Source organism: Pseudomonas sp. dw_612 (assembly GCF_018449725.1).
Classification (GTDB): domain Bacteria; phylum Pseudomonadota; class Gammaproteobacteria; order Pseudomonadales; family Pseudomonadaceae; genus Aquipseudomonas.
Window position 1 is genome coordinate 231,732 of record NZ_JAAVVC010000006.1, and the last position, 25,938, is coordinate 257,669.

The 25,938-nt window shown below is 58.9% G+C and carries 25 protein-coding genes and 1 pseudogene; 10 read left to right on the forward strand and 16 right to left on the reverse strand.

Features of this window, described 5'->3' with window-relative positions; all coding sequences use genetic code 11:
* Positions 1–153: 153 nt before the first annotated feature.
* On the reverse strand, positions 154–1,206 hold the full coding sequence (locus HB680_RS12355; protein WP_213938905.1) for an aldo/keto reductase: 1,053 nt from the start codon (positions 1,204–1,206) through the stop codon (positions 154–156).
* A gap of 191 nt (positions 1,207–1,397) precedes the next feature.
* Between HB680_RS12355 and HB680_RS12360 the strand changes: the two genes are divergently transcribed.
* The 6 genes and pseudogenes from HB680_RS12360 to HB680_RS12380 all read left to right on the forward strand — a co-directional run bounded on the left by HB680_RS12360 (position 1,398) and on the right by HB680_RS12380 (position 5,034).
* Entirely contained in the window at positions 1,398–2,114 is a 717-nt protein-coding gene (locus tag HB680_RS12360; RefSeq protein ID WP_213938906.1) for an HTH domain-containing protein, read from the forward strand.
* 52 nt (positions 2,115–2,166) lie between these two features.
* A complete protein-coding gene (locus HB680_RS12365) occupies positions 2,167–2,508 on the forward strand; it encodes a nuclear transport factor 2 family protein (RefSeq protein WP_163909999.1) in 342 nt (113 codons plus the stop codon).
* Positions 2,505–2,615, forward strand: a pseudogene (locus HB680_RS32750) (YqgE/AlgH family protein); the annotation flags it as partial. The gene HB680_RS12365 and the pseudogene HB680_RS32750, both read left to right, overlap by 4 nt.
* A gap of 65 nt (positions 2,616–2,680) precedes the next feature.
* Positions 2,681–3,799: a cell division protein ZapE gene (gene zapE, locus HB680_RS12370; RefSeq protein ID WP_213938907.1), complete on the forward strand. Its 1,119-nt coding sequence runs from the start codon at positions 2,681–2,683 to the stop codon at positions 3,797–3,799.
* An 18-nt stretch (positions 3,800–3,817) separates the two neighbouring features.
* Positions 3,818–4,399 (forward strand): DinB family protein, encoded by a 582-nt coding sequence (locus HB680_RS12375; RefSeq protein WP_213938908.1) that lies wholly within the window; start codon positions 3,818–3,820, stop codon positions 4,397–4,399.
* Positions 4,400–4,542: 143 nt separating this feature from the next.
* A complete protein-coding gene (locus HB680_RS12380; RefSeq protein WP_213938909.1) occupies positions 4,543–5,034 on the forward strand; it encodes a GNAT family N-acetyltransferase in 492 nt (163 codons plus the stop codon).
* Positions 5,035–5,119: 85 nt separating this feature from the next.
* Here the strand turns inward: HB680_RS12380 and HB680_RS12385 are convergent, their stop codons facing one another.
* The 4 genes from HB680_RS12385 to HB680_RS12400 all read right to left on the reverse strand — a co-directional run bounded on the left by HB680_RS12385 (position 5,120) and on the right by HB680_RS12400 (position 10,306).
* Positions 5,120–5,326: a hypothetical protein gene (locus HB680_RS12385; RefSeq protein ID WP_213938910.1), complete on the reverse strand. Its 207-nt coding sequence runs from the start codon at positions 5,324–5,326 to the stop codon at positions 5,120–5,122.
* A 286-nt stretch (positions 5,327–5,612) separates the two neighbouring features.
* Positions 5,613–7,853: a TonB-dependent siderophore receptor gene (locus tag HB680_RS12390; RefSeq protein ID WP_213938911.1), complete on the reverse strand. Its 2,241-nt coding sequence runs from the start codon at positions 7,851–7,853 to the stop codon at positions 5,613–5,615.
* 230 nt (positions 7,854–8,083) lie between these two features.
* Positions 8,084–9,832: a phosphoethanolamine transferase CptA gene (locus HB680_RS12395; RefSeq protein WP_213938912.1), complete on the reverse strand. Its 1,749-nt coding sequence runs from the start codon at positions 9,830–9,832 to the stop codon at positions 8,084–8,086.
* Positions 9,833–10,126: 294 nt separating this feature from the next.
* Positions 10,127–10,306, reverse strand: coding sequence for a DUF6026 family protein (locus HB680_RS12400; RefSeq protein WP_213938913.1), 180 nt, complete (start codon positions 10,304–10,306; stop codon positions 10,127–10,129).
* 273 nt (positions 10,307–10,579) lie between these two features.
* Here HB680_RS12400 and gnd point away from each other — a divergent pair, with 273 nt between their 5' ends.
* The 3 genes from gnd to HB680_RS12415 are packed head-to-tail and all read left to right on the forward strand — an operon-like array spanning position 10,580 to position 13,898.
* Positions 10,580–11,560: a phosphogluconate dehydrogenase (NAD(+)-dependent, decarboxylating) gene (gnd, locus tag HB680_RS12405; protein WP_213938914.1), complete on the forward strand. Its 981-nt coding sequence runs from the start codon at positions 10,580–10,582 to the stop codon at positions 11,558–11,560.
* Positions 11,557–13,080 carry a glucose-6-phosphate dehydrogenase gene (zwf, locus tag HB680_RS12410; RefSeq protein WP_213938915.1) on the forward strand — a complete coding sequence of 508 codons (1,524 nt, stop codon included), beginning with the start codon at positions 11,557–11,559 and terminating at the stop codon, positions 13,078–13,080. Before gnd ends, zwf begins: the two co-directional genes overlap by 4 nt.
* Complete coding sequence (locus HB680_RS12415) at positions 13,077–13,898, forward strand: HAD family hydrolase (protein ID WP_213938916.1); 822 nt, start codon at positions 13,077–13,079, stop codon at positions 13,896–13,898. The genes zwf and HB680_RS12415 overlap by 4 nt, the downstream gene beginning before the upstream one ends.
* A gap of 105 nt (positions 13,899–14,003) precedes the next feature.
* Here HB680_RS12415 and nhaB read toward each other — a convergent pair whose 3' ends face one another.
* From nhaB to HB680_RS12430, 3 genes are all read right to left on the reverse strand, one after another.
* On the reverse strand, positions 14,004–15,506 hold the full coding sequence (nhaB, locus tag HB680_RS12420) for a sodium/proton antiporter NhaB (RefSeq protein ID WP_213938917.1): 1,503 nt from the start codon (positions 15,504–15,506) through the stop codon (positions 14,004–14,006).
* A 66-nt stretch (positions 15,507–15,572) separates the two neighbouring features.
* On the reverse strand, positions 15,573–16,862 hold the full coding sequence (locus HB680_RS12425; RefSeq protein ID WP_213938918.1) for a hypothetical protein: 1,290 nt from the start codon (positions 16,860–16,862) through the stop codon (positions 15,573–15,575).
* 275 nt (positions 16,863–17,137) lie between these two features.
* Positions 17,138–17,404 carry a hypothetical protein gene (locus HB680_RS12430; RefSeq protein ID WP_213938919.1) on the reverse strand — a complete coding sequence of 89 codons (267 nt, stop codon included), beginning with the start codon at positions 17,402–17,404 and terminating at the stop codon, positions 17,138–17,140.
* Between the two features lie 342 nt (positions 17,405–17,746).
* Here HB680_RS12430 and HB680_RS12435 point away from each other — a divergent pair, with 342 nt between their 5' ends.
* Positions 17,747–19,072, forward strand: coding sequence for a sigma-54 dependent transcriptional regulator (locus HB680_RS12435; protein ID WP_213938920.1), 1,326 nt, complete (start codon positions 17,747–17,749; stop codon positions 19,070–19,072).
* A gap of 199 nt (positions 19,073–19,271) precedes the next feature.
* On the opposite strand, the gene HB680_RS12440 is transcribed toward HB680_RS12435, so the two are convergent.
* From HB680_RS12440 to pnuC, 8 genes are all read right to left on the reverse strand, one after another.
* Positions 19,272–20,552, reverse strand: a complete 1,281-nt coding sequence (locus tag HB680_RS12440; RefSeq protein ID WP_213938921.1) for a hypothetical protein — start codon at positions 20,550–20,552, stop codon at positions 19,272–19,274.
* Between the two features lie 46 nt (positions 20,553–20,598).
* Positions 20,599–21,372, reverse strand: a complete 774-nt coding sequence (locus HB680_RS12445; RefSeq protein ID WP_213938922.1) for a hypothetical protein — start codon at positions 21,370–21,372, stop codon at positions 20,599–20,601.
* Positions 21,373–21,405: 33 nt separating this feature from the next.
* Positions 21,406–22,086 (reverse strand): C39 family peptidase, encoded by a 681-nt coding sequence (locus HB680_RS12450; RefSeq protein ID WP_213938923.1) that lies wholly within the window; start codon positions 22,084–22,086, stop codon positions 21,406–21,408.
* 60 nt (positions 22,087–22,146) lie between these two features.
* The gene (locus tag HB680_RS12455) at positions 22,147–23,436 is read right to left on the reverse strand and encodes a heme utilization protein (protein ID WP_213938924.1); all 1,290 of its coding nucleotides are present in this window, start codon (positions 23,434–23,436) and stop codon (positions 22,147–22,149) included.
* A 52-nt stretch (positions 23,437–23,488) separates the two neighbouring features.
* The gene (locus tag HB680_RS12460; RefSeq protein ID WP_213938925.1) at positions 23,489–24,061 is read right to left on the reverse strand and encodes an adhesin; all 573 of its coding nucleotides are present in this window, start codon (positions 24,059–24,061) and stop codon (positions 23,489–23,491) included.
* A gap of 1 nt (position 24,062) precedes the next feature.
* On the reverse strand, positions 24,063–24,494 hold the full coding sequence (locus HB680_RS12465) for a hypothetical protein (RefSeq protein ID WP_213938926.1): 432 nt from the start codon (positions 24,492–24,494) through the stop codon (positions 24,063–24,065).
* Between the two features lie 322 nt (positions 24,495–24,816).
* Entirely contained in the window at positions 24,817–25,341 is a 525-nt protein-coding gene (locus HB680_RS12470) for an AAA family ATPase (protein ID WP_213939016.1), read from the reverse strand.
* On the reverse strand, positions 25,338–25,901 hold the full coding sequence (pnuC, locus tag HB680_RS12475) for a nicotinamide riboside transporter PnuC (protein WP_213938927.1): 564 nt from the start codon (positions 25,899–25,901) through the stop codon (positions 25,338–25,340). Before pnuC ends, HB680_RS12470 begins: the two co-directional genes overlap by 4 nt.
* Between the last annotated feature and the right edge of the window lie 37 nt (positions 25,902–25,938).

Sequence of the window (25,938 nt, forward strand, 5' to 3'; positions counted from 1 at the left end):
ACGCGGTTAAAAATGTGGGAGCGGGCTTGCTCGCGAAAGCGGTGTATCAGACGGCATCATTGGTGGATGTGCCGCCGCCTTCGCGAGCAAGCCCGCTCCCACAGGGGTTGTGGAGATCCCGTAGGAGCGAGGCTTGTTGCCCGCGAAGCTTTTTCAGGCCACCGGAATCTTCGGCAGATCCAAGGTTTCAACCCCGGTATACCGCGCCGCCGACCCGGCGATCATCGCGTGAGGCACACCCAGTTCTACAGCACTGGACCCATCCAGCCGCGCCAGTTGCTCGTCACTCAACGCCACGTTCAACGCCCCCAATGTCGCATCCAGTTGCTCACGCGTCCGCGAGCCCAGAATCGGAATCAGCGCGGTGGTCGAACGCTTGGCTTTTTCACGCAACCAGGCAATCGCCACGTGGGTCGGTGTCGATTCCAGTTCTGCGGCGACGGCCAGCAAAGTGTCGAGCAGGGCGGTTTCCCGGGCGCTTTTCTCGGCGTGGATCAACATGCCGAGTTTGGCGGCGCGGTTGTTTTCGTCGTTGCTGCGGTACTTGCCCGTGAGGAAGCCACCGCCCAAAGGTGACCACAAGGTTGCGGCCAGGCCAAGGGCTTCGGCCATCGGCAGCAATTCACGTTCAGCGGTGCGTTCGGCCAGGCTGTATTCGGTCTGGATCGCGGCAATCGGCGAGAAACCGCGCACCTCCGCCAGCACGTCAGCCCGGGCGATGCGCCAGGCCGGGAAGTTCGACAGCCCTGCATAGTGAATCTTGCCGGCGCGCACCAGGTCGTCGAAGCCGCGCAGGATTTCTTCCATCGGCGTGACGCCGTCGGTGATGTGCGCCCAGAACAGATCAATGTGATCGGTTTTAAGGCGTTTCAGGCTCTCTTCCACGGAGCGGACCATGTTCTTGCGGTTGTTGCCGGTGAAGGAAATACCGGCAACCCGGTCAGTCCCCATCGTGAATTTGGTGGCGATGACCAGACGATCCCGTTCCGCGGCGATGAACTCGCTGAGCATGACCTCGGACTGGCCATTCTGATAACCGTTAGCGGTGTCGATGAAGTTGCCGCCAGCCTCCAGGTAGCCGTCGAAAATCCGCTTGGCTTCATCGCGCTCCGCGCCGTGGCCCCAACCGGTGCCGAAGTTGCCACCGCCCAACGCCAGTTCCGAAACCCGCAAGCCGGTTTTGCGACCAAAGACTTTGTAATGCATGGGAAGACTCCTGAAGGAAAACATCGCGCTTAAATATAAATGTCCAGCAACATGTATTTAATATGATGCGAGTAATATCCAGCGTCAAGGCGCTTTTTTCAGGGGCGATAAAAGGTGCGATCACTCCTGCCAGTTTCTGACAGCAGCCTTTGCTAAGCTGCGAGCACTTTTACGAACAGAGCGTGCCCATCGTGTCGCGAACCACTCGTTTACTGACCTTGCTCCAAGTGTTGCGGGGTAAAAGCCGTCCGGCGACCGCCGCAACCCTGGCCAGCGAACTGGAGATTTCCGAACGCACGCTGTACCGCGACATCGCCGAGCTCACGGCCCTCGGCGCGCCGATTTACGGCGAGGCGGGGATCGGTTATGTGTTGCGCAGTGGTCTGTTTCTGCCGCCATTGATGCTCAACGCCGACGAAACCGAAGCCATCGTGCTTGGTTTGCGTTATGTCGATCAGCGTGGGGACGAGGTGCTGAGCAAAGCCGCCGCCGACGCACTGGCGAAGATCGCCGCCGTGTTGGCGCCCGAGGCGCTGGACGCCTTGCACAACCCGACCGTGTTGCCCGGCCCGCCGGGCTACGGCTTTGCGCAAAACGCCGTGCCGCTGAATGTGTTTCGCCAGGCGATTCGCAACCAGGCCAAGTTGCACATCGATTACGCCGATGCCAACCAAGTGCCGACCCAGCGCTTGATCTGGCCATTGGCCCTGGGGTTTCTCAACGAAGTGCGGATCATCGTCGCCTGGTGCGAGTTGCGCAGCGCCTACCGGACCTTTCGCACCGACCGGATCTGCGCCGCGAGCGAGCAGGGCGAACGTTATCCGGGCCGGCGCAGCGACTTGCTGCGCACCTGGCGCAAGCAGATGCAACTGGACGAAAACGGACGATTCACTCCTGACAAGAACTGACACAGCAGTGCTTTAGCATGGCTCCAGAATCAAACAACAAGGAGCCTTCACCATGTCTAACCCAGCCACTTCACTGGCACCGGCCATCGCCGATTACATCGCCGCCGCCAATGCCCGTGACACCTCACGGGTCGCCAGTTTTTTCGCTGAGGACGCCAACGTCTTCGATGAAGGCGAGCATCAGGTCGGCACCCAGGCTATCGCCCAATGGATGCAAGACACCGCGCAACGTTACCAGCCTCGGGTCGAGGTGCTTGACGTGCAGTTGCGAACCGGCAAGGTGCTGGTGCACAACCTGATTTCCGGGACGTTTCCCGGCAGCCCGTTGGAATTGCGCTACACCTTTCGCCTGAACGAACAGGGCAAGATTGCGCGGCTCGACATTTCTCTCTGACACTATGCGGTCAATGTGGGAGCGAGCTTGCTCGCGATAGCGGTTTGTCTGCCAACATCAATGTCGGATGTGCAGCCGCCATCGCGAGCAAGCTCGCTCCCACAGGGGAATGCCATGTTTGAAATCTTTTCGGCTGGCATACTGCCTAGCTTCAAACCTGAAGCGCGGCCCCATGACTTTCGATTCCCCGTTAAGCGCCTGGCAATACGCCGTTGAACACAAGGGCTTCGTCCAGGACGAGGCCCAGGAACATGCCGTCTGGGCCTTGCAAAAGTGTCACGAAGCCTTGCACGACGGACTCAAGTCGATCACCGGGGTTTACCTCTGGGGCCCGGTCGGCCGGGGCAAGACCTGGTTGATGGATCAGTTCTACGAAAGTCTGCGAGTGCCGGCCCGGCGTCAGCATTTCCACCATTTCATGGGGTGGGTGCATCAGCGTTCGTTTCAACTGACCGGCACCGCCGACCCGCTGAAAGCCCTGGCGCGGGAGTTAGCCCAGGAAGTGCGGGTGTTGTGTTTCGATGAACTGTTCGTCAACGACATCGGCGATGCGATCATTCTCGGTCGTTTGTTCCAGGTGATGTTCGAGGAGGGCGTGGTCGTAGTCAGCACCTCTAACCAACCACCGGATCAGCTCTATGCCGACGGCTTCAACCGCGACCGCTTTACCCCGGCCATCGAGGCAATCAAACAGCATATGCAAGTGATCGCGGTGGATGGCGGGGAAGATCATCGCCTGCACCCCGGCACGGCGCTGCAACGGTATTGGGTGGGGGCACTCGATCAGCCCAGCGGCTTGGCCGAAGCGTTCAAGGCCCTGACCGTCGGCCAGTCGGTGTCGAGTGATCCGATCCAGGTCGGCTATCGCAGCGTCCACGTGGTGCAGGCCAGCGCCACGGTGCTGTGGTGTCGTTACGCCGATCTTTGCGAGCAACCTTTTGCCGCCATGGACTTTATGGCCCTGTGCGACACCTTCAGCGCTATTCTGATGAGTGAAGTGCCCAACCTCAGCGCGCAGAAGCGCGAAGGGCGGATTGCCCGGGGCACTGAAGACGGGGTGGAACGGGTGGTGGCCGGTGACCGCGAGTTGCCGCAGTTGTCGGTGCATGACGACGGCGTGCGGCGCTTCATCGCCCTGGTGGACGAATGCTACGACCGCAAGGTGCCGCTGTACCTCGAAGCCCAGGTGCCGATGGACGCTTTGTACACCGAGGGGTATCTGGAATTTCCGTTCCGCCGCACCCTCAGTCGCTTGCAGGAAATGCAATTGCAACGCTTTGCCGACGCTTGAGCACCAGGAGGAGCGACGATGAATCAGCCTCTGTCTCACCATTTGCTGACCATGGCCTACCAGAACGCCTGGGCCAACCATCGACTGGCCAAGGCCTGGGGCCAGTTGAGCGCGTCGGAACTGACGGCACCGCGGGTCAGTTTTTTCCCGAGCCTGTGTGCGACCCTCAACCACATCCTGACCTGTGACTGGTTTTATGTGGATGCCTTGGAGCGAGAGTTGCGCGGTGATGTGCCGCACCCGGATTGCTACGTGTTTTTCAAGGACGAGCAACCGTTCGCTGACGGTGTTGAACTCAGGCGCGAACAGGCCAGCGTGGACCGACGGCTGATCGCTTATTGCGAACAACTGCGTGACGCGGATCTCGGGCAGATGGTGACCATCGCGCGGGACACGCCGCAACACGACAGCCGTTTGCGCATGCTTTCTCATTTGTTCGAACACCAGATTCACCACCGTGGGCAGGTTCACGCCATGCTCAGCGGCACTTCAGTCAAACCGCCGCAACTGGACGAGTTTTTCTGCGCCGGGGAGGCGGGGTTGCGGGCAGAGGATTTTGCAGAGTTGGGTTGGACTGAAGAATTGGTGTGGGGTCATTAAAAGATCGCAGCCTTCGGCAGCTCCTACAGTGGATTTGCGTACACCCCGTAGGAGCTGGCGGAGCCTGCGATCTTTTGATCTTGATCCACTCCAACGCCCGCGCTAATGTCCGTGGCCAATTTGATGTGTGGTCGAGGGTGGAAATGGAATCCGCAGAAATACTTGTGCTTCAAGCCAGCTACATCAACCCGGTGCACGCCGAGGCCATTTGCCTGGTGCTGAACAGCTACGCCGAAGACCCGATGGGCGGCAGCGAGCCACTGGACGCCGAGGTGTTACGGCAACTGCCGGCGGAACTGGCCAAGCGTCCTTATGCGTTCAGTGTGTTGGCTTTCGTCGGCGGTGAGCCGGCAGGGCTGGTCAATTGTTTTGAAGGTTTCTCGACCTTCGCCTGTCGGCCATTGGTCAACGTGCACGATGTTGCGGTGGTGCCGAAGTTTCGCGGCCTGGGGCTGAGCCAGAAGATGTTGCAAAAGGTTGAAGACATCGCCCGCCAGCGCGGTTGCTGCAAAATCACCCTCGAAGTCCTGGAGGGCAACGCCGTGGCCCAGGCGTCCTACGCCAAGTTCGGTTTTGCCGCCGGCATGTTCGACCCGGCCCACGGTCGCATGCTGTTCTGGATCAAGACGCTGTAAATCGAAGGCATAAAAAAGGGCGCCCGTCAGGACGCCCGAAGTGTCAGCTCTGGCGGCGGAGCAGGGCCGCCAGAGGTCCATGGGTTCAGGGTTTGTAATATTCGGTCACTTGCGCGGTTTGATCGTCCGGTACCCGGAGTTCACCGCTTGGCCGTTGATCGGTCTGGCTTTGCGCCGTATGGACCGGAAAGTTGTCCCAGTGATGCTTCATCCGTTCGGCGCCGCCTTCGGCAAACGCGCTGGTGGAACCGAGGGCTAGCAAACCCGCGAGGATCAGGCTGACTCGTTTCATGATGAATCTCCCACTAAAGAATGACGGGGTGCCTTTCATCCGTGATTCAAGGGCGTGGGCGCAGTATCGGCAGAGCTCATTAAGTCGGGGTTAACCGGGATCAACCTGTGGGAGCGGGCTTGCTCGCGAAGGCGGCGGCACATCCAGCAATGATGCCGTCTGACACACCGCTTTCGCGAGCAAGCCCGCTCCCACAGTGGATCTGTGGTGAACGCAAGTACTGCATCCAGTTTCAATCCCTATGGGAGTGAGCAAGCTCACTCCCTCGGTAGATTGCAGCGATGGCTCAGAGTTTCCAGTCCAGGCTCAACGTCACCGTGCGCGGGTCGCCCCAGAACACGCCGTTGTAGAAGCCGACGTTGTCGTAATACTTTTTGTCGAACAGGTTATCCACGTTCAGCGAGGCGGACAGGTGCTTGTCGAACGCGTAGCGCGACATCAACTTGACCACGGTGTAGGCCTCCTGGCGGATCTTCGCGTTTTCGGTGATCAGGTCTCCCTGGGCGTCCCGACCGGTCGGGCGATTGGAGTTGCCCCAGATATCACTCTGCCAGTTCACCGCACCGCCAACGGTCAGCGCATGCCAGTCGCCGGGCAGGCGATACGCCGTCGACAGTCGCAACATATTCAGCGGTTCATTGGTATTTGCGCGCTGTTTATCGCCGTTGGCCGCGTGGGTGTAGGTGTAACCGGCGGTCATGTTCCAGTCGGTCATGACCTCGCCGGAGACTTCGACTTCGAAGCCCTGGACCTTTTGCCCCTTGCCCCCGGATTTATAGAACTGCTCACCGGTCAACGGGTCTTGCGGCACCGAGTTGTCCAGCTCGGCGACGTTATCCTGCTTGCTCCAGAACAACGCCGTGGCGACGTTCAGGCGTTCGTCCAGCAAGCTGCCCTTGAGGCCCAGTTCATAATTGCTGCCGACCACCGGTTCCAGGTATTGGCGATTGGCGTCGCGGTTGTTCTGGGGCTTGAAAATGTCGGTGTAGCTGACGTAGACGGTGTACTCGGGCGTGAGGTCGTAGAGCAACCCGGCGTACGGCGTCCAGATATCACTTTGTTGCTGGGCGGTGATTTCCACGCCGGTCAGTTGCAGGTTTTTATCGTAGCTGTAGTTCTTGTTCGAGGTTTTCCAGCTGCCGTAACGGCTGCCGAGCACCGCGTGAAAGCGGTCGGTCAGGCTCAGGCGCGTGGCCAGGTAACCGGCCTTTTGCCGGGTGCTATCCGAAGAGCCGGTGAGATGGGTGACGGTGTCGGGAAACTTGGCGATACCGCCCATGTATTTCCAGTCGGGTATGTTGCCGTAGCCCGAAGGAACGGCGCCGCCCACGGTGTGGGGCGATTCCGAGCTGCGTTCGGCTTCGCCATAACCAAACATCAGTTCATGCTCGCGCCCGAACAGCGCATAAGGACCGGCGACGTTGACGTCATAGGTATTCATTTTCTGCGTGCCGAGCATGTGGCCACGGTAGGCACTCATGCCGCTGCGATCCTCATTCGGGAATCCACCGCCACCGTAATAGACCTTGCCGTCGGTATCGCTGTCACGGTGGGTGTAGGCCGCTTTCAGATGCCAGCCGCCGCCCAGTTGCTGGTCGAGGTTGGCGAAAGCGGTCTTGTCCTTCAGCGGCCAGGAACTCCACGACGTCGCCATGTGGGTGGAGCGCCCGAGGTTGGCCTTGCCACCGGACGAATTCCAGTAAGGCACCGTGCCCCAGGACGTGCCCTGGACCTGTTTGTCCTGGTAGTCATAACCCACCGCCAGCAGTGTGTCGTCGGTGAGATCAGCTTCCAGCACGCCATAACCGACTTCCCGTTGCAATTGGTAGTGATCGCGAAACGACTGACTGTCGCGATAGGCCAGCACGCTGCGCCCGCGCAAACGTCCGTCGAATGCCAGCGGGCCGCCGACATCCACGTAGCTGTAGTAATCGTCATAGCTGCCGCCACTGACGCCGGTCTGGGCCTGCCATTGCGCGGTCGGGCGTTTGCGCACCATGTTGATGGTCGCCGAGGGATCGCCCGCGCCGGTGGTCAACCCGGTGGCGCCGCGAACCACTTCGATGCGGTCATAGATGATGGTGTCAGCGTCGGACTTCATACGGCCGAAGGTGTTGAGCATCCCATCGATCTGGAAGTTGTTGATCTCGTAGCCACGGGACGAATAACTCACCCGGTCCGAGTCATTGTGCTGAACCACCACGCCCGTGGTCTGGCTCATGGCTTCGGACAGGGTGCCGAGCTTGAAGTCGTCCATTTGCTGGCGGGTGACCACAGACACCGATTGCGGGGTTTCCTTGATCGACAGGTTCAGCCGCGTGGCGGTGCTCATGGCGCCGGTGGTGTAGGACTCGGTGTGTTCGGTGGTGCTGCCCAATCCTTCGGCGGTCACGTTGGTGCTGGCGAGTTCCAGGGCGCTGGCGGCCGGGTCCTTTTCAGGATCGGTTTCGGCCAGCAAATCCGGGCTCAGGGCTGCGCTGCACAGCCCAAGGGTCAAGGTCATGGAACGGGTGATAGGCGCGAACATCGCAGCCGACTCCTTGTCTTCGAGGGAAAAATTCCGTTTGCTCAAAGACGAAGGGGAACAGGGGGATTTAGCTTTAAACGAGAATAATTGTCATCTGAATGTTTCGGGCGCGGAAAACAACTGTGGGAGCGGGCTTGCTCGCGAAGGCGGTGTGTCAGGCAACATTTATGTCGACTGACACACCGCCTTCGCGAGCAAGCCCGCTCCCACAAAGGGTATTGCGGTGTGACTTACTGCTTCACGACTGCCGGCACTTCACTCGCCGCAGGTTTGGGTTTGATCAGGCTGAAGTCGATCAATGGACGCTGCTGACGTGTATAGGGATCGCCGATCAGCAATGGCCGCGCCTTGAAGCTGTCGCTGACCAGGCTCTTGCTGCGGTCCAGTTCATCGAAACTCAGGCCCGCCAGATCAGCCCAGGTGTGGATCAGATGCGAGCTGCTGTAAGGGCGGCTCAAGTCGGCGGCAAAGTTCCAGTTGTGGGTTTCACGCCATTTCGGCGAGGCCCAGGCCATGAACGGAATGGTGTACATCGGTGCCGTCGGCTTGCTTTCGTTACGCCCCAGGGTGTTGTGGCCCGGGGAGTCGAAGACGTCTTCGCCGTGGTCGGAGAGGTACAGCAGGAAACCGTTCGGATCGACCTTGGCGTAGTCTTTGATCAGGCTCGACACCACGAAGTCGTTGTACCGCACCGCGTTGTCATAGCTGTTGTAGGTCGGCACTTCATCGTCGTGTACGCCGGCCGGAACGCCAGTGCGGTCCTTGAACGTGTTGAACGTCGGCGGGTAACGGTACTGGTAGCTCATGTGCGTGCCGAGCAAATGCACGACGATCAGCTTGCGCGGCGCCGCATCGCCCAACGCCTTGTTGAATGGCTCGATCACATCGCCATCGTACTGGGCGGCATTCTGGTTGCGGTTGTTGTTCAGGTACACCTGCTCGTCGGCTTGTTCAGAGAACGTGGTGAGCATGGTGTTGCGCTTGGTCATGGTTTGCTGATTGGTGATCCAGAAGGTTTTGTAACCCGCCTGTTTCATCATGCTGACCAGGGAGGGCGTCGTCAGGTACAGGTCCGGGTTCTCTTCGTCGGCGAAGGTCAGTACCTGTTGCAGCGCCTCAATGGTGTATGGGCGCGGGGTGATGACGTTATTGAAGATCGCCAGTTGATCCTTGAGCTTGTCCAGTTCCGGGGTGGTTTCCCGGTTGTAGCCGTACAAGCTCATGCGCTGACGGTTGGTGGACTCGCCGATCACCAGCACCAGGGTCGACGGTTGATCGGCCGAGGAGTTCTTGAGGTTTTTCAGCGGCGCGATCTTGCTCGCACTGTCGAGCATGTCCTGCATGCCGGCCAATGTGTCGAGGTAACGGTGATAAGCCACGGCCATCTGCCAAGGCACGGCGGGCTCGATGCGGGTTTCGAATTTTTCGAAACCGCCGGCCAGACTGCCGGTACGCGCGGTTTGCTTGATCAGCGGATAACCGACCACCGCCACCAGAATGGCAGTCGCAGCCACCAGCGCACGGCCACGCGGCATGTACACCGGACGCAAGCGGGTCCACAGGAAGTAGGCGAACGCGGTGTGAGCGAGGAACGCCAGCACCATCCACCAGGCAAAGTACTGGGTCATGTACTCGCCGGCTTCAGAGATGTTCGACTCGAACATAATGAAGATGACGCTCTGGGAAAACTCCTGCTGATAGATGAAGAAGTAGCCCAGGCTCGCCATCGAACAGGCCCACAGCACAACGCCGATCAGCGCGGCCAGCAGGCGGGTGCGCTTGGGGAACAGCAACATCGGCGCCAGCCACACGGCACTCATCACAAAGGCCTGACGGAAACCGGTGAAACCCGAAGTACCCGTCAGTTGGATCAGCAGTTGTGTGATACCGGAAAAGTACCAGAAGAACACAAATAGCCAGATAAACCCGGCCCAATCGAAACCTGTCGCAGACGTTTTGCTGCGTTTAAGCAATGCCATTAAGTACGTACTCCCACCGGCGTCATGGAGTCGCCAGCGTCATCAAACGAACCTACGAGAAACCGCTACTCGAGAGCCGAGCAGCCACAAGGACCGGGAGTATCGCTAGGGGAATGTGAAAACTTTGTGAGTTTTGTTCAGGAACGCGACAGGAAGCGTCAGCGCGAATGGCTTTTCATGTGGGAGCGGGCTCGCTCGCGAAGGCGTCCGGTCAGTCAGCATTTGTATTGCTGACACACCGTTTTCGCGAGCAAGCCCGCTCCTACAAGGGATGGCGGGGGGTACTGAGGGAAATCAGGCGTTCAGCGCAGGCATCGATTGCCCGGCCAATTGAGCCTGTTGCTGCAACAATTGCCGAAGCTGTGCCACCTGGGTCTTCAAGGTGTCACGCTCGTCTTTCAATTGGCGCAGTTCATCACGACGAATCGTGACGTAGAGAGTTTGTGGGGGACGTGCGGTAACGATTGTGTCCATTGCTCACCTCGCAAATGGCCTGCATCAACTGTGATTGCGTCATTTATTTAAATGACACCTTCACTATCGGCGCCGATTTTGATTTCTTTTGCCTCTGAAGGGAACTTTTTTATTTTTCATGGTCGGTGTGTCTTCAACACGATTCCCGACGTTATCAGTGTGAATCGGGCACAATGCCCGGAAACTTCATCCCGGCGCTCTGGACTAACCCACATTAGTCGCGTTGGGCTATAACCTTTGACACACATTATTTGCAGTAAGGAGCATCAGCACATGCAACTCGGGATTATTGGACTGGGCCGCATGGGCGGTAATATTGCGCGGCGCCTGATGCTCAATGGGCATACCACCGTTGTTTACGACCGCAATACCGCCTTCGTCGAGAACCTCGCAGCAGAGGGTTCCACCGGCGTCGCCGACCTGCCGGCGCTGGTCGCCGGCCTGGCCAAGCCGCGTGCGATCTGGGTCATGCTGCCGGCCGGCGCACCGACCGAAGACACCATCGACACCCTGAGCAACCTGCTCGAAGCCGGCGACACCATCATCGACGGCGGCAACACCTTCTATAAAGATGACATCCGTCGGGCCAAGACCCTGGCGGAAAAAGGCCTGCACTACATCGACGTCGGCACCTCCGGCGGCGTCTGGGGCCTGGAGCGCGGCTACTGCATGATGATCGGTGGCGACGCCGAAACTGTCACGCGCCTCGATCCGTTGTTCGAAAGCCTGGCGCCGGGCCTGGGTGACATCCCGCGCACCAAGGACCGCAAGTCCGACGACGATCGCGCCGAACGCGGCTACATTCACGCCGGCCCAGCGGGTTCCGGGCACTTCGTGAAGATGATCCACAACGGCATCGAATACGGAATGATGCAGGCCTTCGCCGAAGGCTTTGACATTCTCAAGACCAAATCCAGCGAAAACCTGCCGGAAGACCAGCGCTTCGACCTCAATGTCGCTGACATCGCCGAAGTCTGGCGTCGTGGCAGCGTCGTATCGTCGTGGTTGCTCGACCTGACCGCCGATGCCTTGGCCAGCGACCCGAAACTCGATGGTTACTCCGGCTCGGTAGCCGACAGCGGCGAAGGTCGCTGGACCATCGAAGCCGCCATGGAGCAGTCCGTGCCGGTACCGGTGCTGTCGAACTCGCTGTTCTCGCGCTACCGTTCCCGCGGCCAAGGCACTTTTGGCGACAAAATTCTCTCGGCCCAGCGCTTCGGCTTCGGCGGCCACGTGGAGACTTCGAAAAAATGAGTAATACGATCCGCAGGAAATCCAAGGCAGAACCCGCACCACCGACCACGCTGTTCCTGTTCGGTGCCCATGGTGACCTGGTCAAGCGTCTGTTGATGCCGGCCCTGTACAACCTCAGTCGCGACGGCCTGCTGGGCAATGGACTGCGGATCATCGGCGTTGACCACAACGCCATCAGCGATGAAGCCTTCGCGCAAAAGCTCGAAGACTTCATTCGCACCGAAGCGGCCGCCAAGGTCGGCAAGGGCGATGAAGCTCTTGATCCGGCCTTGTGGGCCAAACTGGCCAAAGGCATCAGCTACGTTCAGGGCGACTTCCTGGACGACAGCACTTATCAAGCCCTGGCGGCAAAAATCGCCGACAGCGGCACCGGCAATGCGGTGTTCTACCTGGCCACCGCGCCACGGTTCTTCAGCGAAGTGGTGCGCCGCCTCGGCAGCGCCGGTTTGCTGGAAGAAACCCCGGAAGCCTTCAGAAGGGTGGTGATCGAAAAACCGTTCGGCTCCGACCTGCAAACCGCCGAAGCCTTGAACGCGTGCTTGCTCAAGGTGATGTCGGAAAAGCAGATCTACCGGATCGATCACTACCTGGGCAAGGAAACCGTGCAGAACATTCTGGTCAGCCGGTTCTCCAACAGCCTGTTCGAAGCGTTCTGGAACAACCATTACATCGACCACGTACAGATCACCGCCGCTGAAACCGTCGGCGTGGAAACCCGTGGCAGTTTTTACGAACACACTGGCGCCTTGCGGGACATGGTGCCCAATCACCTGTTCCAGTTGCTGGCGATGGTGGCCATGGAACCGCCGGCTGCGTTCGGCGCGGATGCGGTACGTGGCGAGAAAGCCAAAGTGGTCGGCGCGATTCGTCCCTGGTCCGTTGAAGATGCGCGGGCCAACTCGGTGCGTGGCCAATACGCCGCTGGCGAAGTCGACGGCAAGCCGTTGGCCGGTTACCGCCAGGAAGGCAACGTGGCACCGGACAGCAACACCGAAACCTATGTCGCGCTGAAAGTGATGATCGACAACTGGCGCTGGGTCGGCGTGCCGTTCTACCTGCGCACCGGCAAGCGCATGAGCGTGCGTGACACCGAGATCGTTATCTGTTTCAAGCCTGCGCCGTACGCGCAATTCCGCGACACCGAGGTCGACGAGTTGCAGCCGACGTACTTGCGGATCCAGATCCAGCCCAACGAAGGCATGTGGTTCGACCTGCTGGCCAAGCGACCGGGACCGGCGCTGAAGATGGCCAATATCGAACTGGGGTTCGCCTACAAGGACTTCTTCGAGATGCAGCCGTCCACCGGCTACGAAACCCTGATCTACGATTGCCTGACCGGCGACCAGACGCTGTTCCAGCGCGCCGACAACATCGAGAACGGCTGGCGCGCCGTACAGCCGTTCCTCGACGCCTGGCAGCAGGACGCGAGTGTGCAGAGCTATGCGGCAGGTGAGGATGGCCCACAAGCTGCCGAAGACCTGCTGACCCGTGATGGCCGCGTCTGGCACAGCCTCGGATGAGTGAAGCAGCGAAGCATCCCATCCGTTTTCTGCTCAGCGACATGGACGGCACCTTGTTGCTGCCCGATCACAGCCTCAGCCAGCGCACGATCGACGCGGTTCGTGCGCTGCGCGAGGCGGGCGTTTTCTTTAGCCTGGCCACTGGCCGGCCACCGAAAGCCATGTTGCAGCAGATCGAAGCCCTGGGCGTCGACCTGCCGACCGCAGCCTTCAACGGCGGCACCATCGTCAACCCGGACGGCAGTGTGCTGGTCGCGCATTACTTGCCGGCCACTGCGGCGCTGACCGCATTGGCGCTGTTCGCTGACCGGCCGGACATCGAAATCTGGGTGTTCAGCGGTGGCGACTGGTTGCTGAAAGATCCCCACGGTCCGATGGTTCCCCGTGAACAGCACGGCCTGGGCTATCCGCCGGTGGTGGTCGAGAGTTTTGAGCCGTACCTGGAACGCATCGACAAGATCGTCGCCACCAGCAACAACACGGACTTGTTGATCGAGCTGGAAGCGCTGCTGCTGCCGAAAGTGGAAGGTCAGGCGCAAGTCTCCCGTTCACAGCCGATTTACCTGGACGTGACGGCGATGCAAGCCAACAAGGGTGCGGCGCTGGCAACATTGGCCGAGTTTCTCGGCGTGCCGCTGGCGCAGACGGCCGCACTGGGTGATGGCGGCAATGACCCGGCGATGTTTCATCGTGCCGGGTTGTCGATTGCCATGGGCCAGTCCGAGGAGGCGGTGAAGCGCCAGGCCGATGTGGTCACCGGTGCCAATACCGAAGATGGTGCGGCGCAGGCGATCGAGCGGTACATCCTCAAACGCTGAGCCTCCACCGTAGGAGCTGCCGAAGGCTGCGATCTTTTGATCTCGTTTTTAAAGATCAAGGTCAAAAGATCGCAGCCTTCGGCAGCTCCTACAGGTAAATCGGAGTTACAGCCAGAAACTCACCGCATACCACCCCAAAACCCCCATCACCACCGTATACGGCAACGCCATCCACACCATCCGCCCATACGACAGGCGAATCAGCGGTGCAATCGCCGAGGTCAGCAAAAACAGAAACGCCGCCTGACCATTTGGCGTCGCCACGCTCGGCAAATTGGTCCCGGTGTTGATGGCAATCGCCAACGTCTCGAAATGCTCGCGGCTCATGTGGCCGGCGATGAACGCCTGTTTCACTTCGGTGATGTAAATCGTCGCCACGAATACGTTGTCGCTGATCGCCGATAACAATCCGTTGGCAATAAACAGCATGCCCGGCTGTTGATCCGCCGGCAGGGCCAGCACCCATTGAATCAGCGGCGTGAACAGTTGCTGATCATGAATCACCGCCACCACGGCGAAGAACACCACCAGCAGCGCGGTGAACGGCATGGCGTCTTTAAATGCGTTACCGATGCGATGTTCGTCCGTGATGCCGGTGAACGCAGTGATCAACACGATCACCATCAAGCCGATCAACCCGACTTCCGCAATGTGAAACGCCAGCCCGGCAATCAGGATCAGCGCCGCCGCGCCCTGGACCAGCAACGCCGCCCGTTGGCGCGCGGTGCGCTCGGCATTGTCTTCGGCGGCGTAGTTGGCCAGCACCGTGCGCACGTTGTCCGGCAGCAGCGTGCCGTAACCGAACCAGCGCAGCTTCTCCAGCAGCACACAGGTCACCAGGCCGGCGGCCAGTACCGGCAAGGACACCGGGGCGATCTTCAGGAAGAATTCGGCGAAATGCCAACCCATCTCATGGCCGATCAACAGGTTCTGCGGCTCGCCGACCAGCGTGCACACGCCACCGAGTGCCGTGCCCACCGCGCCGTGCATCAGCAGGCTGCGCAGAAAGGCGCGGAACTGTTCGAGGTCTTCATGGTGAAGGCTGGGCAGGTGTTGATCGTCGCTGAAACCGCTGTCCAGGCGTGGATCGTTGCCCGAGGCGACGCGGTGATACACCGAGTAAAACCCCACCGCCGCGCTGATGATCACTGCCGTGACGGTCAAGGCGTCGAGAAATGCCGACAGGAACGCCGACAGAAAACAGAACATCAGCGCCAGCAACGCCTTGGAGCGAACCCCGAGCAACAGGCGCGAGAATAGAAACAGCAGCAGGTCTTTCATGAAGTAAATGCCGGCGACCATAAACATCAGCAGCAGGATCACCGGAAAGTTGTGCACCAGTTCGTCATACAGCGCCTGGGGCGTGGTCATCTTCAACAGCAGCGCTTCGATCAGCAGCAGGCCACCGGGCATCAGCGGATAACATTTGAGGGCCATGGCCAGGGTGAAAATGAATTCCAGGACCAACAACCACCCGGCGGCTACCGGGCCCACGGTCCACAGCACCAGGGCGTTGAGGATCAGGAAGCCGACGATGCTCGCCTTGTACCAGCGGGGAGAGTGCCCGAGAAAGTTGTGCGCGAACGCCTGGGCCATTGAACCGGACATCGGCTACTCCTTGTATTAAGAAGCGCGCAACTTGCCGGAAGCGACAGGGAAGATCAAGCGCCGGGGCTAGCTCAGGTATCGCGCCACCACCGCCCGGTAGTTGCCGTCCAGTGAATAGCCGCCGACGACGATCCGACCGTTGTCCTGCACCGCCAGGGACGTGGCCGTGTCGAGGCTGCGGCCCAGTCGGGTACGCACCCAGCCGATGCCATTGGCAAAGCGGCGATCCAACTGTCCCTGAGGCAGGTATCGAGCCAGGATGAAATCGGCTTCGACCCCGCCGATCGTGGCTCCGACGGCCAGGATGCTGCCATCCGCTTGAACCTGGGCGGCGGTCCATTGGCTGCCGCTGTGGCCGATTTCCAGGCGTTGCGGCTGACCTCCGTTGCAATGTTTATCCGGGCGACCGTTGCTGTGCAATTTCAGTGACAGGCAGTGCATCGGGTCGCGGCTGCTGCCAAAACAGTGCAAGTCACTGTTGCCCTGCTGAACGATCTGGCTGACCTGAGCACTGCGTCCCTGAGCCTTGAAAGTCATGAATCCATCCACGGCGAAGCTGTCGTCCAGTCGGCCGTCGGCGTGATAGCGGGCGAGTAATCCTTCCGCCGGAAAATTGATCGAGCCACCTGCGAGGATGCGCCCGTCCTGTTGCACCATGAGGCTGCCGAGCCAGGTGTTCATCAGCAAATGCCTGACCACCACGAAACCGCGGCCGTTGAAGTCCTTGTCCAGAGTGCCGTCGACATTGAGGCGGATCAGCAGGCCGACGTGATCGGCGAGTTCGAAATGATGATTGGCCAGCACCAGGATTCGACCGTCCTCCTGCACGGCGATATCGCAGGCTTCGGCGCCCGGCACACCTGGTGGCAACCAATCGTCGCGCAGCCCCCGGGACAGATCACCGGGAAGCCGCACCACCTGGCGTCCGTTGTCGCCAAAGCTTCGAACCGGGTGGCCATGGGGATCGAACAGCGCCAGAGCGGGCAAGGTGCGGTGAGCGTTTTCGTAGTGCAGGCCAGCCAGCAGAATGGAACCGCAGGGCAGGACATGGACCTTGCTGGCCATGGCCTCGAAGCCCAATGCGAACTGACCGATCAGGCTGCCCTGATTGCCAAAGCTCAGGTCCGCCGAGCCATCTTCCAGCAAGCGGGCGAGGCCAAAGCGGCTGCCGCCATGGGTGCCGACCTTGGCTGCGACCAGCAAGCGACCTTGCGGGTCGATGGCGACACCGTTGGCCATGCTTGAGGAACTGCCGGCGAAATACACTTGGGTTTTGCCGGCGGCGGCAAATTCCGGGTCGAGGTGCCCGGCTGCATTTGCTGTGGCAGGGCAGGCGAAAGCGGTCTGGATTGACATGCACGCATCTCCTTGCCAGTCGACCTGATCCCGGTAGCCGGGAGGGTGACTGCGCGTGCGAAACATTCAATCCCTGAATGCGCAGACGCACAACTGTCATAACTAACAGGTGGAGGGTCGTTGTGTGCCAGAACAGTGTCTTTTGGAACCACTGAAGAAGGGTGCCAACAATCAAGCCTTTATAAAGCAAAAGATCGCAGCCTTCGGCAGCTCCTACAAGGAAACGCATATTCCAATGTAGGAGCTGCCGAAGGCTGCGATCTTTTGATCTTTAATTAATGAGGCATGGACCACGATTGCAAGGTGTAACCATCTTCGCTAAGTGCGGCACGCGCCTGTTCCAGCAGATGTTCAAGTTGCACCGGATCCGAATAAGCGCTGCTTGGGATCTGTGCACGGCCGATGCGGGTATTGGTGCGGTCGATAACGCTCAGGCTGAGTTCGCCGTTGCCGTCTTGTGGGGCCCAGGCCACGCATTGAAATGGCTTGAACGCGCGGTCGGCAATCAAAAGAGCTTCGTTGATACGGAGCGGGGCGGTCATGGGATCTTCTCTCTGTATGCCCAATCAAGTGATGTGCCGTCGGTTGGGCTTACCGTTCGGCTGGTTACTTGTACTGATGCCCGCAATAGGGGGTTGGGTCACACACAACGCAAAGAAAATTCAACTTTCTTTCATATACTCAATATTCAGGCTGTTTTTGAAAGCTGGGTGAAAGGTTCAGTCGTTAGGTAACTAACAAAGTCTCTTCTTATAACTAATTAGTTAACACTCCTATAGTCAAACGATACAAGGCCCCGTCAAATTCTTGCTAATGTTACAGCCAGGTCCGCCAAATGACTGTTTTTAATAATATTTCCTTAAATTTGGCGCCAAGGAACAGTCATGATCGAAGCGCCTGCCTTACGACGTCTGTTAGTGGTTGATCCTTGCGACGATTGCCATCGTCTTTTGCCGGGTTTGCGCGCTGTGGGATGGGATGTAGACAGCTGCACGCTGGAAAACGCCGCCGATAGAACGTGCGATGTCGGCCTCTTGCGATTGCAGCCGTTCCATCTGGAACGGCCCGAAGCCGTCAAAGAATTGATCAGCCGCAGCGGCACCGAATGGATTGCCGTGCTCAACCAGGAAGTCCTGCGCCTGCAAAACGTCGGGGACTTTGTGTGCGAATGGTTTTTTGACTTCCACACCTTGCCGTTCGACGTCTCCCGGGTTCAGGTAACCCTCGGGCGTGCGTTCGGCATGGCACGCCTGCGCGGGCAGGGCACGGTCCACATTGATCAGCCCGAACACGAGTTGCTTGGCGACAGCAAGCCCATTCGTGAGCTGCGCAAATTGCTGAGCAAACTGGCGCCGACCGAGTCGCCGGTCTTGATCCGCGGCGAAAGCGGCACCGGCAAAGAGTTGGTGGCCCGTACCCTGCACCGACAATCCCAGCGCCACAGCAAGCCTTTCGTCGCGATCAACTGCGGCGCGATTCCCGAACACCTGATCCAGTCCGAATTGTTTGGCCATGAGAAAGGGGCCTTTACCGGTGCGCATCAACGCAAGATCGGGCGGATCGAGGCGGCGAACGGCGGCACGCTGTTTCTCGATGAAATCGGTGACTTGCCGTTGGAGTTGCAAGCCAACCTGCTGCGCTTCCTCCAGGAAAAACACATCGAGCATGTCGGCGGCAGCCAGCAGATTCCGGTGGATGTGCGGGTATTGGCTGCGACCCACGTCGACCTAGAGGCAGCGATCGAGAAGAAACGCTTTCGCGAAGATTTGTACTACCGCCTCAACGTTCTGCAAGTGGTCACCGCGCCGCTGCGTGAACGCCATGGCGATCTATCGATGCTGGCCAACCACTTTTCCCATTTCTATAGCCATGAAACCGGTCGCCGCCCACGCAGTTTCAGCGAAGACGCGCTGATTGCCATGGGCAAACATGACTGGCCAGGCAATGTTCGCGAACTGGCCAACCGCGTACGTCGCGGGCTGGTACTGGCCGAAGGGCGCCAGATTGAAGCGCGAGACCTGGGGCTGATCAGCCAACAGACCATTGTCGCGCCGATGGGCACGCTGGAAGACTACAAGACCCGCGCTGAACGCCAGGCCTTGTGCGATGTACTTAACCGCCACAGCGACAACTTGAGCATCGCCGCCAAAGTACTGGGGATTTCCCGGCCTACCTTCTACCGTTTGTTGCACAAGCATCAGATACGTTAACAATTTCAAAAGGTCAAAAGATCGCAGCCTCGTTTCACTCGACAGCTCCTACGGGTTCACGGAGTCCTTGTATGAGCTGTGTAGGCGCTGTGTAGCAGCTGTCGAGTGAAACGAGGCTGCGATCTTTTGCGATCTTTCAACAATCCACAAAAAAAGCCCCTCCGCGATTGAAGTCGCAGCGGGGCTTTGTACTTGTGGCTTAGAAGTAGTACGGGAATTTCAGGCTGAAGGAAAAGTCAGGCGAGTCGTCGGTCAGGCCGATGGCCAGGTTGGGCACGATCGTCAGGTTGTCGCTGGCTGCCAGCGTCATGCCGATGTTGAAGTTGGCCGCGTTGTAATCGCTGTTGGAAATCGACTGCCAATCTCCACCGTCGGGCCTGATCTTGCTCTTGCGGGCGAACTGATCGGTGAACGAGAACGACATACTCATCTTCTCGTTCAAGGCGAACGCAATGCCGGCGCCAACCTGCCAGGAATCACCCAGTTTCACGTCGCCCTTAACTTTGGAGCCAACCTGAGGGCTGATATCGCTGAAAGAGTCTTGAATGTTGTAGGTGTAGGCCAACGTACCGAACAGCACGGCCGGGTCGAAGGTCTTGACCAGCGAGAGCCCCGGGGTGACCGACCAGACACCGTTGCCGGTAGGCAGGTCCTCGGGTACCGAGAGGTTATCGTTGGTCGGGTCACTGACCAGCTTGATACCGTAAGGGTCCTTGCCGGTCGGAGCCTTGACGCGCAATGTAGCGACCGCGTCGGGCCAGTTGGACGACTCATCCAGAAACTTGTAAGCGACACCCACGTTCACATCGCCGATGGTCGGGTCCCGGGTAACGGTTGCGTCCGACGTCACCGGGCCTGCGCCACCCGCGCCACCGGAGGAGTACGTCGATTCGCGATAAACAACCGGGACGTTAATGTCGAACTGCCAACGTTGCGCCACGTTGTAGCGGGCCGTCAGGTCCAGCGTCCAGTTGTCGGCCTTGATCCGGTCGAGGTTGATGTTGCCGAGAAAAATCGAATCCAGTGCCAGGAAGCCGTTGAGCGTTAATGCCCGGGTATCGTAGTGCGTATAGGTCAGGCCGGTTTCGACGCTGAACTTGCCACCACCGAAGAATCCGCTGGCTTCGTCGTACAGGTTGGAAACGCTTTGCGCCGGTTCCGAGTCATCCTTGAGCGATTGGCCGTAAGAACTGCCTTGGGTTCCGGGCGCACCGGCGGCCACCGTCTGACCACCCCTGGCCGGCTCGGCAGGGGATTTGGTCAGGCGTTTGGGAGCCGGTGTCGCAGGTGCTGCTTCGACTTGGCGAACGCGCTGCTCAAGTACCATCAGCGCGTTCTGTTGTGCTTCGTAACGCTGTTTCAACTCCATAAGTTCTTGTTTTAATGCTTCGACCTGAGGGTCCGGCGCTGCGTATAGCAGTGTCGCCGGGGTCAGGCTACTCAAACAGACGATAGCTCTGAACGTTAACGATCGGTGCATGGGTTAGCCGTCCCTTCTGATTAAATCTGATGAGACAGAGCGTAGATCAGAATCCGATAGTGCGAAGACCTTTGAGCTGGTCCAGATTGCCACTCACCGACCCGGTTGTCGGCACGTTGTCACGCAGCACGACATTGAAGGAAGTGAGATTGCGAACCTGGTTGCTACTGCCAAGCAAAGTCGTGTTCTGCATCAGTCCACCCTGGGCCAGGCGCTGCACAGTATTGCCCTGGTTGTTGTTTGCGACGATGTTGAGTTGCACTCCCGAACCGGTTGAGGAAACGCTGAGCGAGCCAGCATCATTGGAGCCAAGCAGCGTCGAGCCTGCGGTTAATGCCTGGCCCTGCGGTTGCGTTGCGGGTGTCTGGTTGACCTGGCTGGTTTTGGCGACGTTGATATCAACGTTGTTGTAGGCGGTGTTGTTGTCGCCGGCAGCCCGCACGACTTGAGTCACGCCTTCGGTGGTGTTGAGGCCGGCGCCGCCAGTGACGGTGCCTGTACCGGTGCCTGTGTTTGCGCCGGCGACTTGCGAGCTCGTTGAGCTACCAGGTTTTTCGTCGATCATCGACACATAGAACTGTGGCTTGATGGTCGATTGCTGGACTTGCATCGCGGAAGTAGCACCGATCAATGCACCGTTGGCGTTCTGCCAAGTGGTGGTCATGACAATGCCAAAACTGACGATCCGTCCCGGCATGACAAACCGGCCTCGCAGGTTCGCCAGTTCCTGATCTTTCAGTTCAATGGGTTTGAATATCTCTGCCTGGGTCGGCAGGCTGGCGGCCAGGCAAACCACAGCCAGCCAGGTTGAAGTTTTCATGGGATGCTCCCGGAGCTTCGTGCTCCCTTGTTATTAGAAGAAGTCGCTTTGGATGAATCCGAAATCCATCAACTCCGCGTCTTGCACCGGGCTGAACATGTTGATGCGGTTTTTGGCAGTCAGGGGCAGGGGAGGCTCGAGCAGCGCATTGGCTTTGTCGTAGCCCTGGCCGATGACGGCGAAGATGATGCCGTTCCAGCCTTTGACAAAGTCGTCGACGCTGTAACGTTTATGGCCGAGTACCGGATCACCGATATAGACCCAGCCTTTATGGACTCTTTGCAAGACCACAAAATGTTTGTAGCCACGGATGTCCATAAGGACCACGACCGGAATTTTGATTTCACTCAACGTTTCCGTCGCTACCCGGTAGCCGCGGGCGCGCATGCCGATACTTTCCACGTAATGCTTCATGTCGAGCATGGAGAAGCCCTGGACGCGGACAAGATTTTGATCCGAGTGGGCCAGCATGCCTTCGATGATTTGATTTTCAGTCACGTCCAGCCAATAGGCCTGGCGCAAAATGGTCGCCAGGGCAGCTGCACCGCAACTGAAGTCGGTTTTCTGTTGGACCAGGTCCTCAAATTTTCGCTCGCGTACGCTCTGGATCGGCTTGTACACCACCGCGCCGCCCGGCAGGACGGAAAGCGGCATACGTGCAGCCTCGCTCACACTGGCCACGCAAAGCAAAAGTGCCAAGGCAATCATGCGCATGGTGGGACGCCTTCTGGTTGTTGCTGAAAAGGCCCCCAAAAGGGGGCCTCAAGACAGCCATTAGAACGAGTTGTTGGAGATGGCCAACGAGTTGCTTTGTTGGTTGCCCACACCCGCAGCCACGTTGACGCCCAGGTTGCCGCTGCCGCCATTCACCGAACCGCTCAGGGTTGCAGTGTTGGTCACAGGGTTGGCCCAGCCGGTTGGAGTCAGCACTTGATAGGAATACGTGTTGCTCAGATCAAATGAACTGCTCTCAGCGTAGGCTTTCGCCTTGTCATACGAAGACTCGTGGGATTTGCTGCCCGATTTTTCGAACGAGGAGTCGAACGATTTATCGAACGAGGAGCTGCCCGCACTTTGGTGCGATTTATCGACCGATACGTCCAGCGTTGCGTCAAGCGATGCGGTCAGAGAAGCGTCGGATGACGAACTGGTGCTGCCCGAATTGTGGCGGCCATAGTCCCAGGATGCGTTTCTGGAAGCCTCGACGGAAGCATCCAGCGTAGCGTTCAACGAAGCATTCAGATCAGAACTGGAAGAACTGCTCTTCTCGAAGCTTTTTGAGCCACTGGCATCGAAGCTTTTCGAACCGCTCACGTTAAAGCTCGACGAAGAGCTTTTACTGCCCGACGCTGCGCTTGCTTTAGCGAAGTTGGAACTGCCGCTGGCCGAAGTGGTAAAGGTCAGCGTGTCTACGCGATAGGTCCGATCGGCATTGTTATTGACGGTCAGGCCAGGACCACTTTGTGTAGCAGAGGCGGTGGCGGTTGCGTTACCCAGTGGCGCATTGGTGTTGGCAATGGCCATGGTGTTTTTCTGTTGGTTAAGGTCGCCAGCTGCAACGTTGACACCCATGTTGCCGCTGCCGCCATTAGCCGATCCGCTCATCGACGCAGTGGCAGAGCTGCCATAGTTGTCGACCCGGTTGTTGCTGCTGGTTTGCTGGACGGAAGCGGTGGCGCTGGCGGTGCCGAACACGAAGGCGTTATCCGGAGCAGCAGCAGCGGCGTTAGCAATAGCGGCCGCGTTGTCTTGTTGGTTGCCGTCGCCACCTGCCACGTTGACGCCGACGTTGCCGCTGGTGCCGGTGGCAGAGTTGTTCATCTCGGCTGAGTTAACCGTCCCGGCATTGCCGATACGGTTGTCGGTGCTGCTTTGGGTATCCCATGCATTCGCCGTGGCGTACACAGGGATTCGGGTTGGAGGAGGAGTGTGCTCACCATTGTTGTTATGGCCACCGTTATGGTGTCCATTATGGTGGTCGTCACTTTGTCCAGCTTGTACAGCAACAGCCATGACCGCAGCAATTGCGAAAACCAGAGGCTTGATTGCCATCGAAGGTTTCATGGTGATTCTCCGTACTTATTTTAGGTTAAGTGTTGTTTTTACCTGTTTTGGGTCAATCCGCGACCCGTACGCTCACGGTGTTGGCCGTTCGGTTTCCCACCCCGGCGCTCTGATTCAACTGAATTACCCCGCGGCTACCGGTGAAGGCCTGATCGCTTGTGGCGACCTGGCGATAGCCTGGTGCAGAGGCAGTTGGATCGGAGTTGTTGATCAGCGCCACGTTCTGTTGCAGGAGGACGCTGTCGTCGATACTTTGCGGCTGTGTGCTGATGCTGATCCGCAGGGCGTTGGCCTGCTGGTTGTTGGCGCCCGAGCTCTGGTTGACGCCCAGCACGCCGTTACCGTGGCTGAAGGAGTCACCTTGAATACTGGAGCTGGCGTCGATGCTGGGGTCTACGTGTGAACGCAGCCGTTGGCGAATCTGTGTGGAGGCATTGGCGTGGGTGCCAATGGCAATAGCGCGGGCGTTGGCCTGTTGCTGCTGGTCGCCAGCCGCCTGGTTGACCCCGAGGTTGCCCTGATACTGCGCGCCCGACCCGTCGATGTCGGCGTTATTGATGACGGGAGGTTGGGCAAAGGACGATGCACTGCAAAACATGGCAACAAGCAGCAGCGAACGATTCATGCTAACGGTCTCCCGTTATGATTTTCAGAGCACCCAGGCCTTGCTGGACGTTCGAATTGACCATGTTGGCAATGCCGTTGCCCGAGTTTCCCGAACGCCCGCCGGGGAGGTTGGACAGTTGATTCTGGTTGCTGATATTGCCGCCCAGGTTGTTGGTGTTTTGCGTCACCAGGCGGGAGATGCCTGCACCACTCGCGACACCGGCAAAGTCGCCGTCGCTCAACTCGTTCGTTTGATTGAGGATGTGTTGGGACGGGTTGGCGTTGACGGTCGTAGGGTGCGGGTCTGGGATCACCGGCGGAATCGTTGCATTGCGCGTCTGGACATCACGTTTGATCGTAATGATGCCGTTGTCAGCCTGGACGGGCAGGCTTGAGCCCAGTGCGCATCCGATCAGCAGGAGGCTATAGATGCTTTGATTGAGTTTCCCCACGGCGGCAATTCCTTCTGTAATGAAACGCTGGCCCTTATCAGCGTTGCGAGGTAGAGAGCAGAAGGTGTGCCGGTTTTGGTTTTTACTTTAAAAACAGTGGGTTGGATTTATTTCTCGAAATAGTCAAAAAAAATTTGTAACGTTGCTGAGACAGAGCCACACAAAAACGCCGTCCATGCGGGCGGCAGTGCTTGCTGGAGCGCTGAAAGGCGGGTTGTATCAGTGGCTTAACAGTTTTGTTCTGAAGTGCGCAGACCGCTTTAGTTCGCGGGTTCGCTCAGGAGAGGGTGTTTCAGAAATGGACATTGGCGGTAGGGTTCGGTCAGGCGTTGAGCAAGCGCGTCACGGCCTCGAATGCTGCGTCCTTGCGCTGATTCCAGTCACCGTGCAGTACCTGAAACGTCTGGCGGTGCAGCGCAAGCCATTCCTGGCTGGCCTGGAAAAATGCCTGGCGTTGCGCCAATTGCGGTTGGCAACGTTGCCCGTCGTCATGCCAGTCCACGGTTTCGGGGCTCAGCAGCAAATGCAGGTCGTAGTGCCGGTCCAGCAAGGCTTGTTCGATCCACGTCGGGCACGCGCCAAACAACGTGCGACTCCAAAGGATATTGCTCAACAGGTGCGTGTCGAGAATCAACAGTGCCGGGTGTTGGGCGCGCGCTTCATCTTCCCAGGCCAGCTGGCCGAGTGCGATGGCAGGAATGTCATCGTAGCGGGTGTCGCGGGCTTCGCTGTCGATAAAGTGCCGAACGTACTCACCGACCAACAGGCCGCCAAAATGGGCTTGAATCTCACTCGAAAGCCAGCTTTTACCGCTGGATTCCGGACCTGTCAGCACCAGCACCTTCATGCGCGCAACGCCGGGTCGGCGCGCCATTCACGCCAGCCTTGTACTGCCAGCAACAGGAACAGCGCATAGAGGGTGGCGGTCAGGTACATGCCTTTATAGATGAACAGCCCGACAAAAATCACATCGATGGCGACCCACAGCGGCCAGCATTGCACGCGTTTCTGCGCCATCCATAACTGCGCCACCAGGCTGAAACCGGTCAGCGCGGCATCGAGCCAGGGTTGCGCGGCGTCGGTCCAGTGGGCCATGGCCGCGCCCAGCAACAGACTGCCGACGGCGCCGACCGCCAGCCCGACTGTTATCGATTTCCCATCAAGCCGAGTGACCTGCCGACCGGCGTTCGTCTCGCCCGCACGGGTCCATTGCCACCAGCCATAGACTTGCAACGCGGCGTAAATCACCTGCAGCAGCATGTCCGAATACAGCTTCACCTCGAAGAAGATCCAGCTATAAAGCAGCACCATGACCAGACCGATCGGCCAGCACCAGGGGTTCTGTTTGACCGTCAACCAGACGGCAATGACGCCGAGGGCGGCAGCAAACAGTTCAAGCCCGGACATGGCGGTTCCTTGGGGGAAGTCGAAGAGGGGGGCGATT

Bases quoted from the DNA above. Each gene is read 5' to 3' on its own strand.
- HB680_RS12430 (WP_213938919.1), bottom strand. From the start codon at position 17,404: ATGACCGCCCCGCTCCGTATCAACGAAGCTCTTTTGATTGCCGACCGC.
- HB680_RS12380 (WP_213938909.1), top strand. From the start codon at position 4,543: ATGGAATCCGCAGAAATACTTGTGCTTCAAGCCAGCTACATCAACCCG.
- HB680_RS12390 (WP_213938911.1), bottom strand. From the start codon at position 7,853: ATGTTCGCGCCTATCACCCGTTCCATGACCTTGACCCTTGGGCTGTGC.
- gnd (WP_213938914.1), top strand. From the start codon at position 10,580: ATGCAACTCGGGATTATTGGACTGGGCCGCATGGGCGGTAATATTGCG.
- HB680_RS12425 (WP_213938918.1), bottom strand. From the start codon at position 16,862: ATGTCAATCCAGACCGCTTTCGCCTGCCCTGCCACAGCAAATGCAGCC.
- HB680_RS12460 (WP_213938925.1), bottom strand. From the start codon at position 24,061: ATGAATCGTTCGCTGCTGCTTGTTGCCATGTTTTGCAGTGCATCGTCC.
- nhaB (WP_213938917.1), bottom strand. From the start codon at position 15,506: ATGTCCGGTTCAATGGCCCAGGCGTTCGCGCACAACTTTCTCGGGCAC.
- HB680_RS12400 (WP_213938913.1), bottom strand. From the start codon at position 10,306: ATGGACACAATCGTTACCGCACGTCCCCCACAAACTCTCTACGTCACG.
- HB680_RS12365 (WP_163909999.1), top strand. From the start codon at position 2,167: ATGTCTAACCCAGCCACTTCACTGGCACCGGCCATCGCCGATTACATC.
- HB680_RS12395 (WP_213938912.1), bottom strand. From the start codon at position 9,832: ATGGCATTGCTTAAACGCAGCAAAACGTCTGCGACAGGTTTCGATTGG.
- HB680_RS12435 (WP_213938920.1), top strand. From the start codon at position 17,747: ATGATCGAAGCGCCTGCCTTACGACGTCTGTTAGTGGTTGATCCTTGC.
- HB680_RS12440 (WP_213938921.1), bottom strand. From the start codon at position 20,552: ATGCACCGATCGTTAACGTTCAGAGCTATCGTCTGTTTGAGTAGCCTG.
- pnuC (WP_213938927.1), bottom strand. From the start codon at position 25,901: ATGTCCGGGCTTGAACTGTTTGCTGCCGCCCTCGGCGTCATTGCCGTC.
- HB680_RS12355 (WP_213938905.1), bottom strand. From the start codon at position 1,206: ATGCATTACAAAGTCTTTGGTCGCAAAACCGGCTTGCGGGTTTCGGAA.
- zapE (WP_213938907.1), top strand. From the start codon at position 2,681: ATGACTTTCGATTCCCCGTTAAGCGCCTGGCAATACGCCGTTGAACAC.
- HB680_RS12385 (WP_213938910.1), bottom strand. From the start codon at position 5,326: ATGAAACGAGTCAGCCTGATCCTCGCGGGTTTGCTAGCCCTCGGTTCC.
- HB680_RS12470 (WP_213939016.1), bottom strand. From the start codon at position 25,341: ATGAAGGTGCTGGTGCTGACAGGTCCGGAATCCAGCGGTAAAAGCTGG.
- HB680_RS12445 (WP_213938922.1), bottom strand. From the start codon at position 21,372: ATGAAAACTTCAACCTGGCTGGCTGTGGTTTGCCTGGCCGCCAGCCTG.
- zwf (WP_213938915.1), top strand. From the start codon at position 11,557: ATGAGTAATACGATCCGCAGGAAATCCAAGGCAGAACCCGCACCACCG.
- HB680_RS12415 (WP_213938916.1), top strand. From the start codon at position 13,077: ATGAGTGAAGCAGCGAAGCATCCCATCCGTTTTCTGCTCAGCGACATG.
- HB680_RS12450 (WP_213938923.1), bottom strand. From the start codon at position 22,086: ATGCGCATGATTGCCTTGGCACTTTTGCTTTGCGTGGCCAGTGTGAGC.
- HB680_RS12375 (WP_213938908.1), top strand. From the start codon at position 3,818: ATGAATCAGCCTCTGTCTCACCATTTGCTGACCATGGCCTACCAGAAC.
- HB680_RS12455 (WP_213938924.1), bottom strand. From the start codon at position 23,436: ATGAAACCTTCGATGGCAATCAAGCCTCTGGTTTTCGCAATTGCTGCG.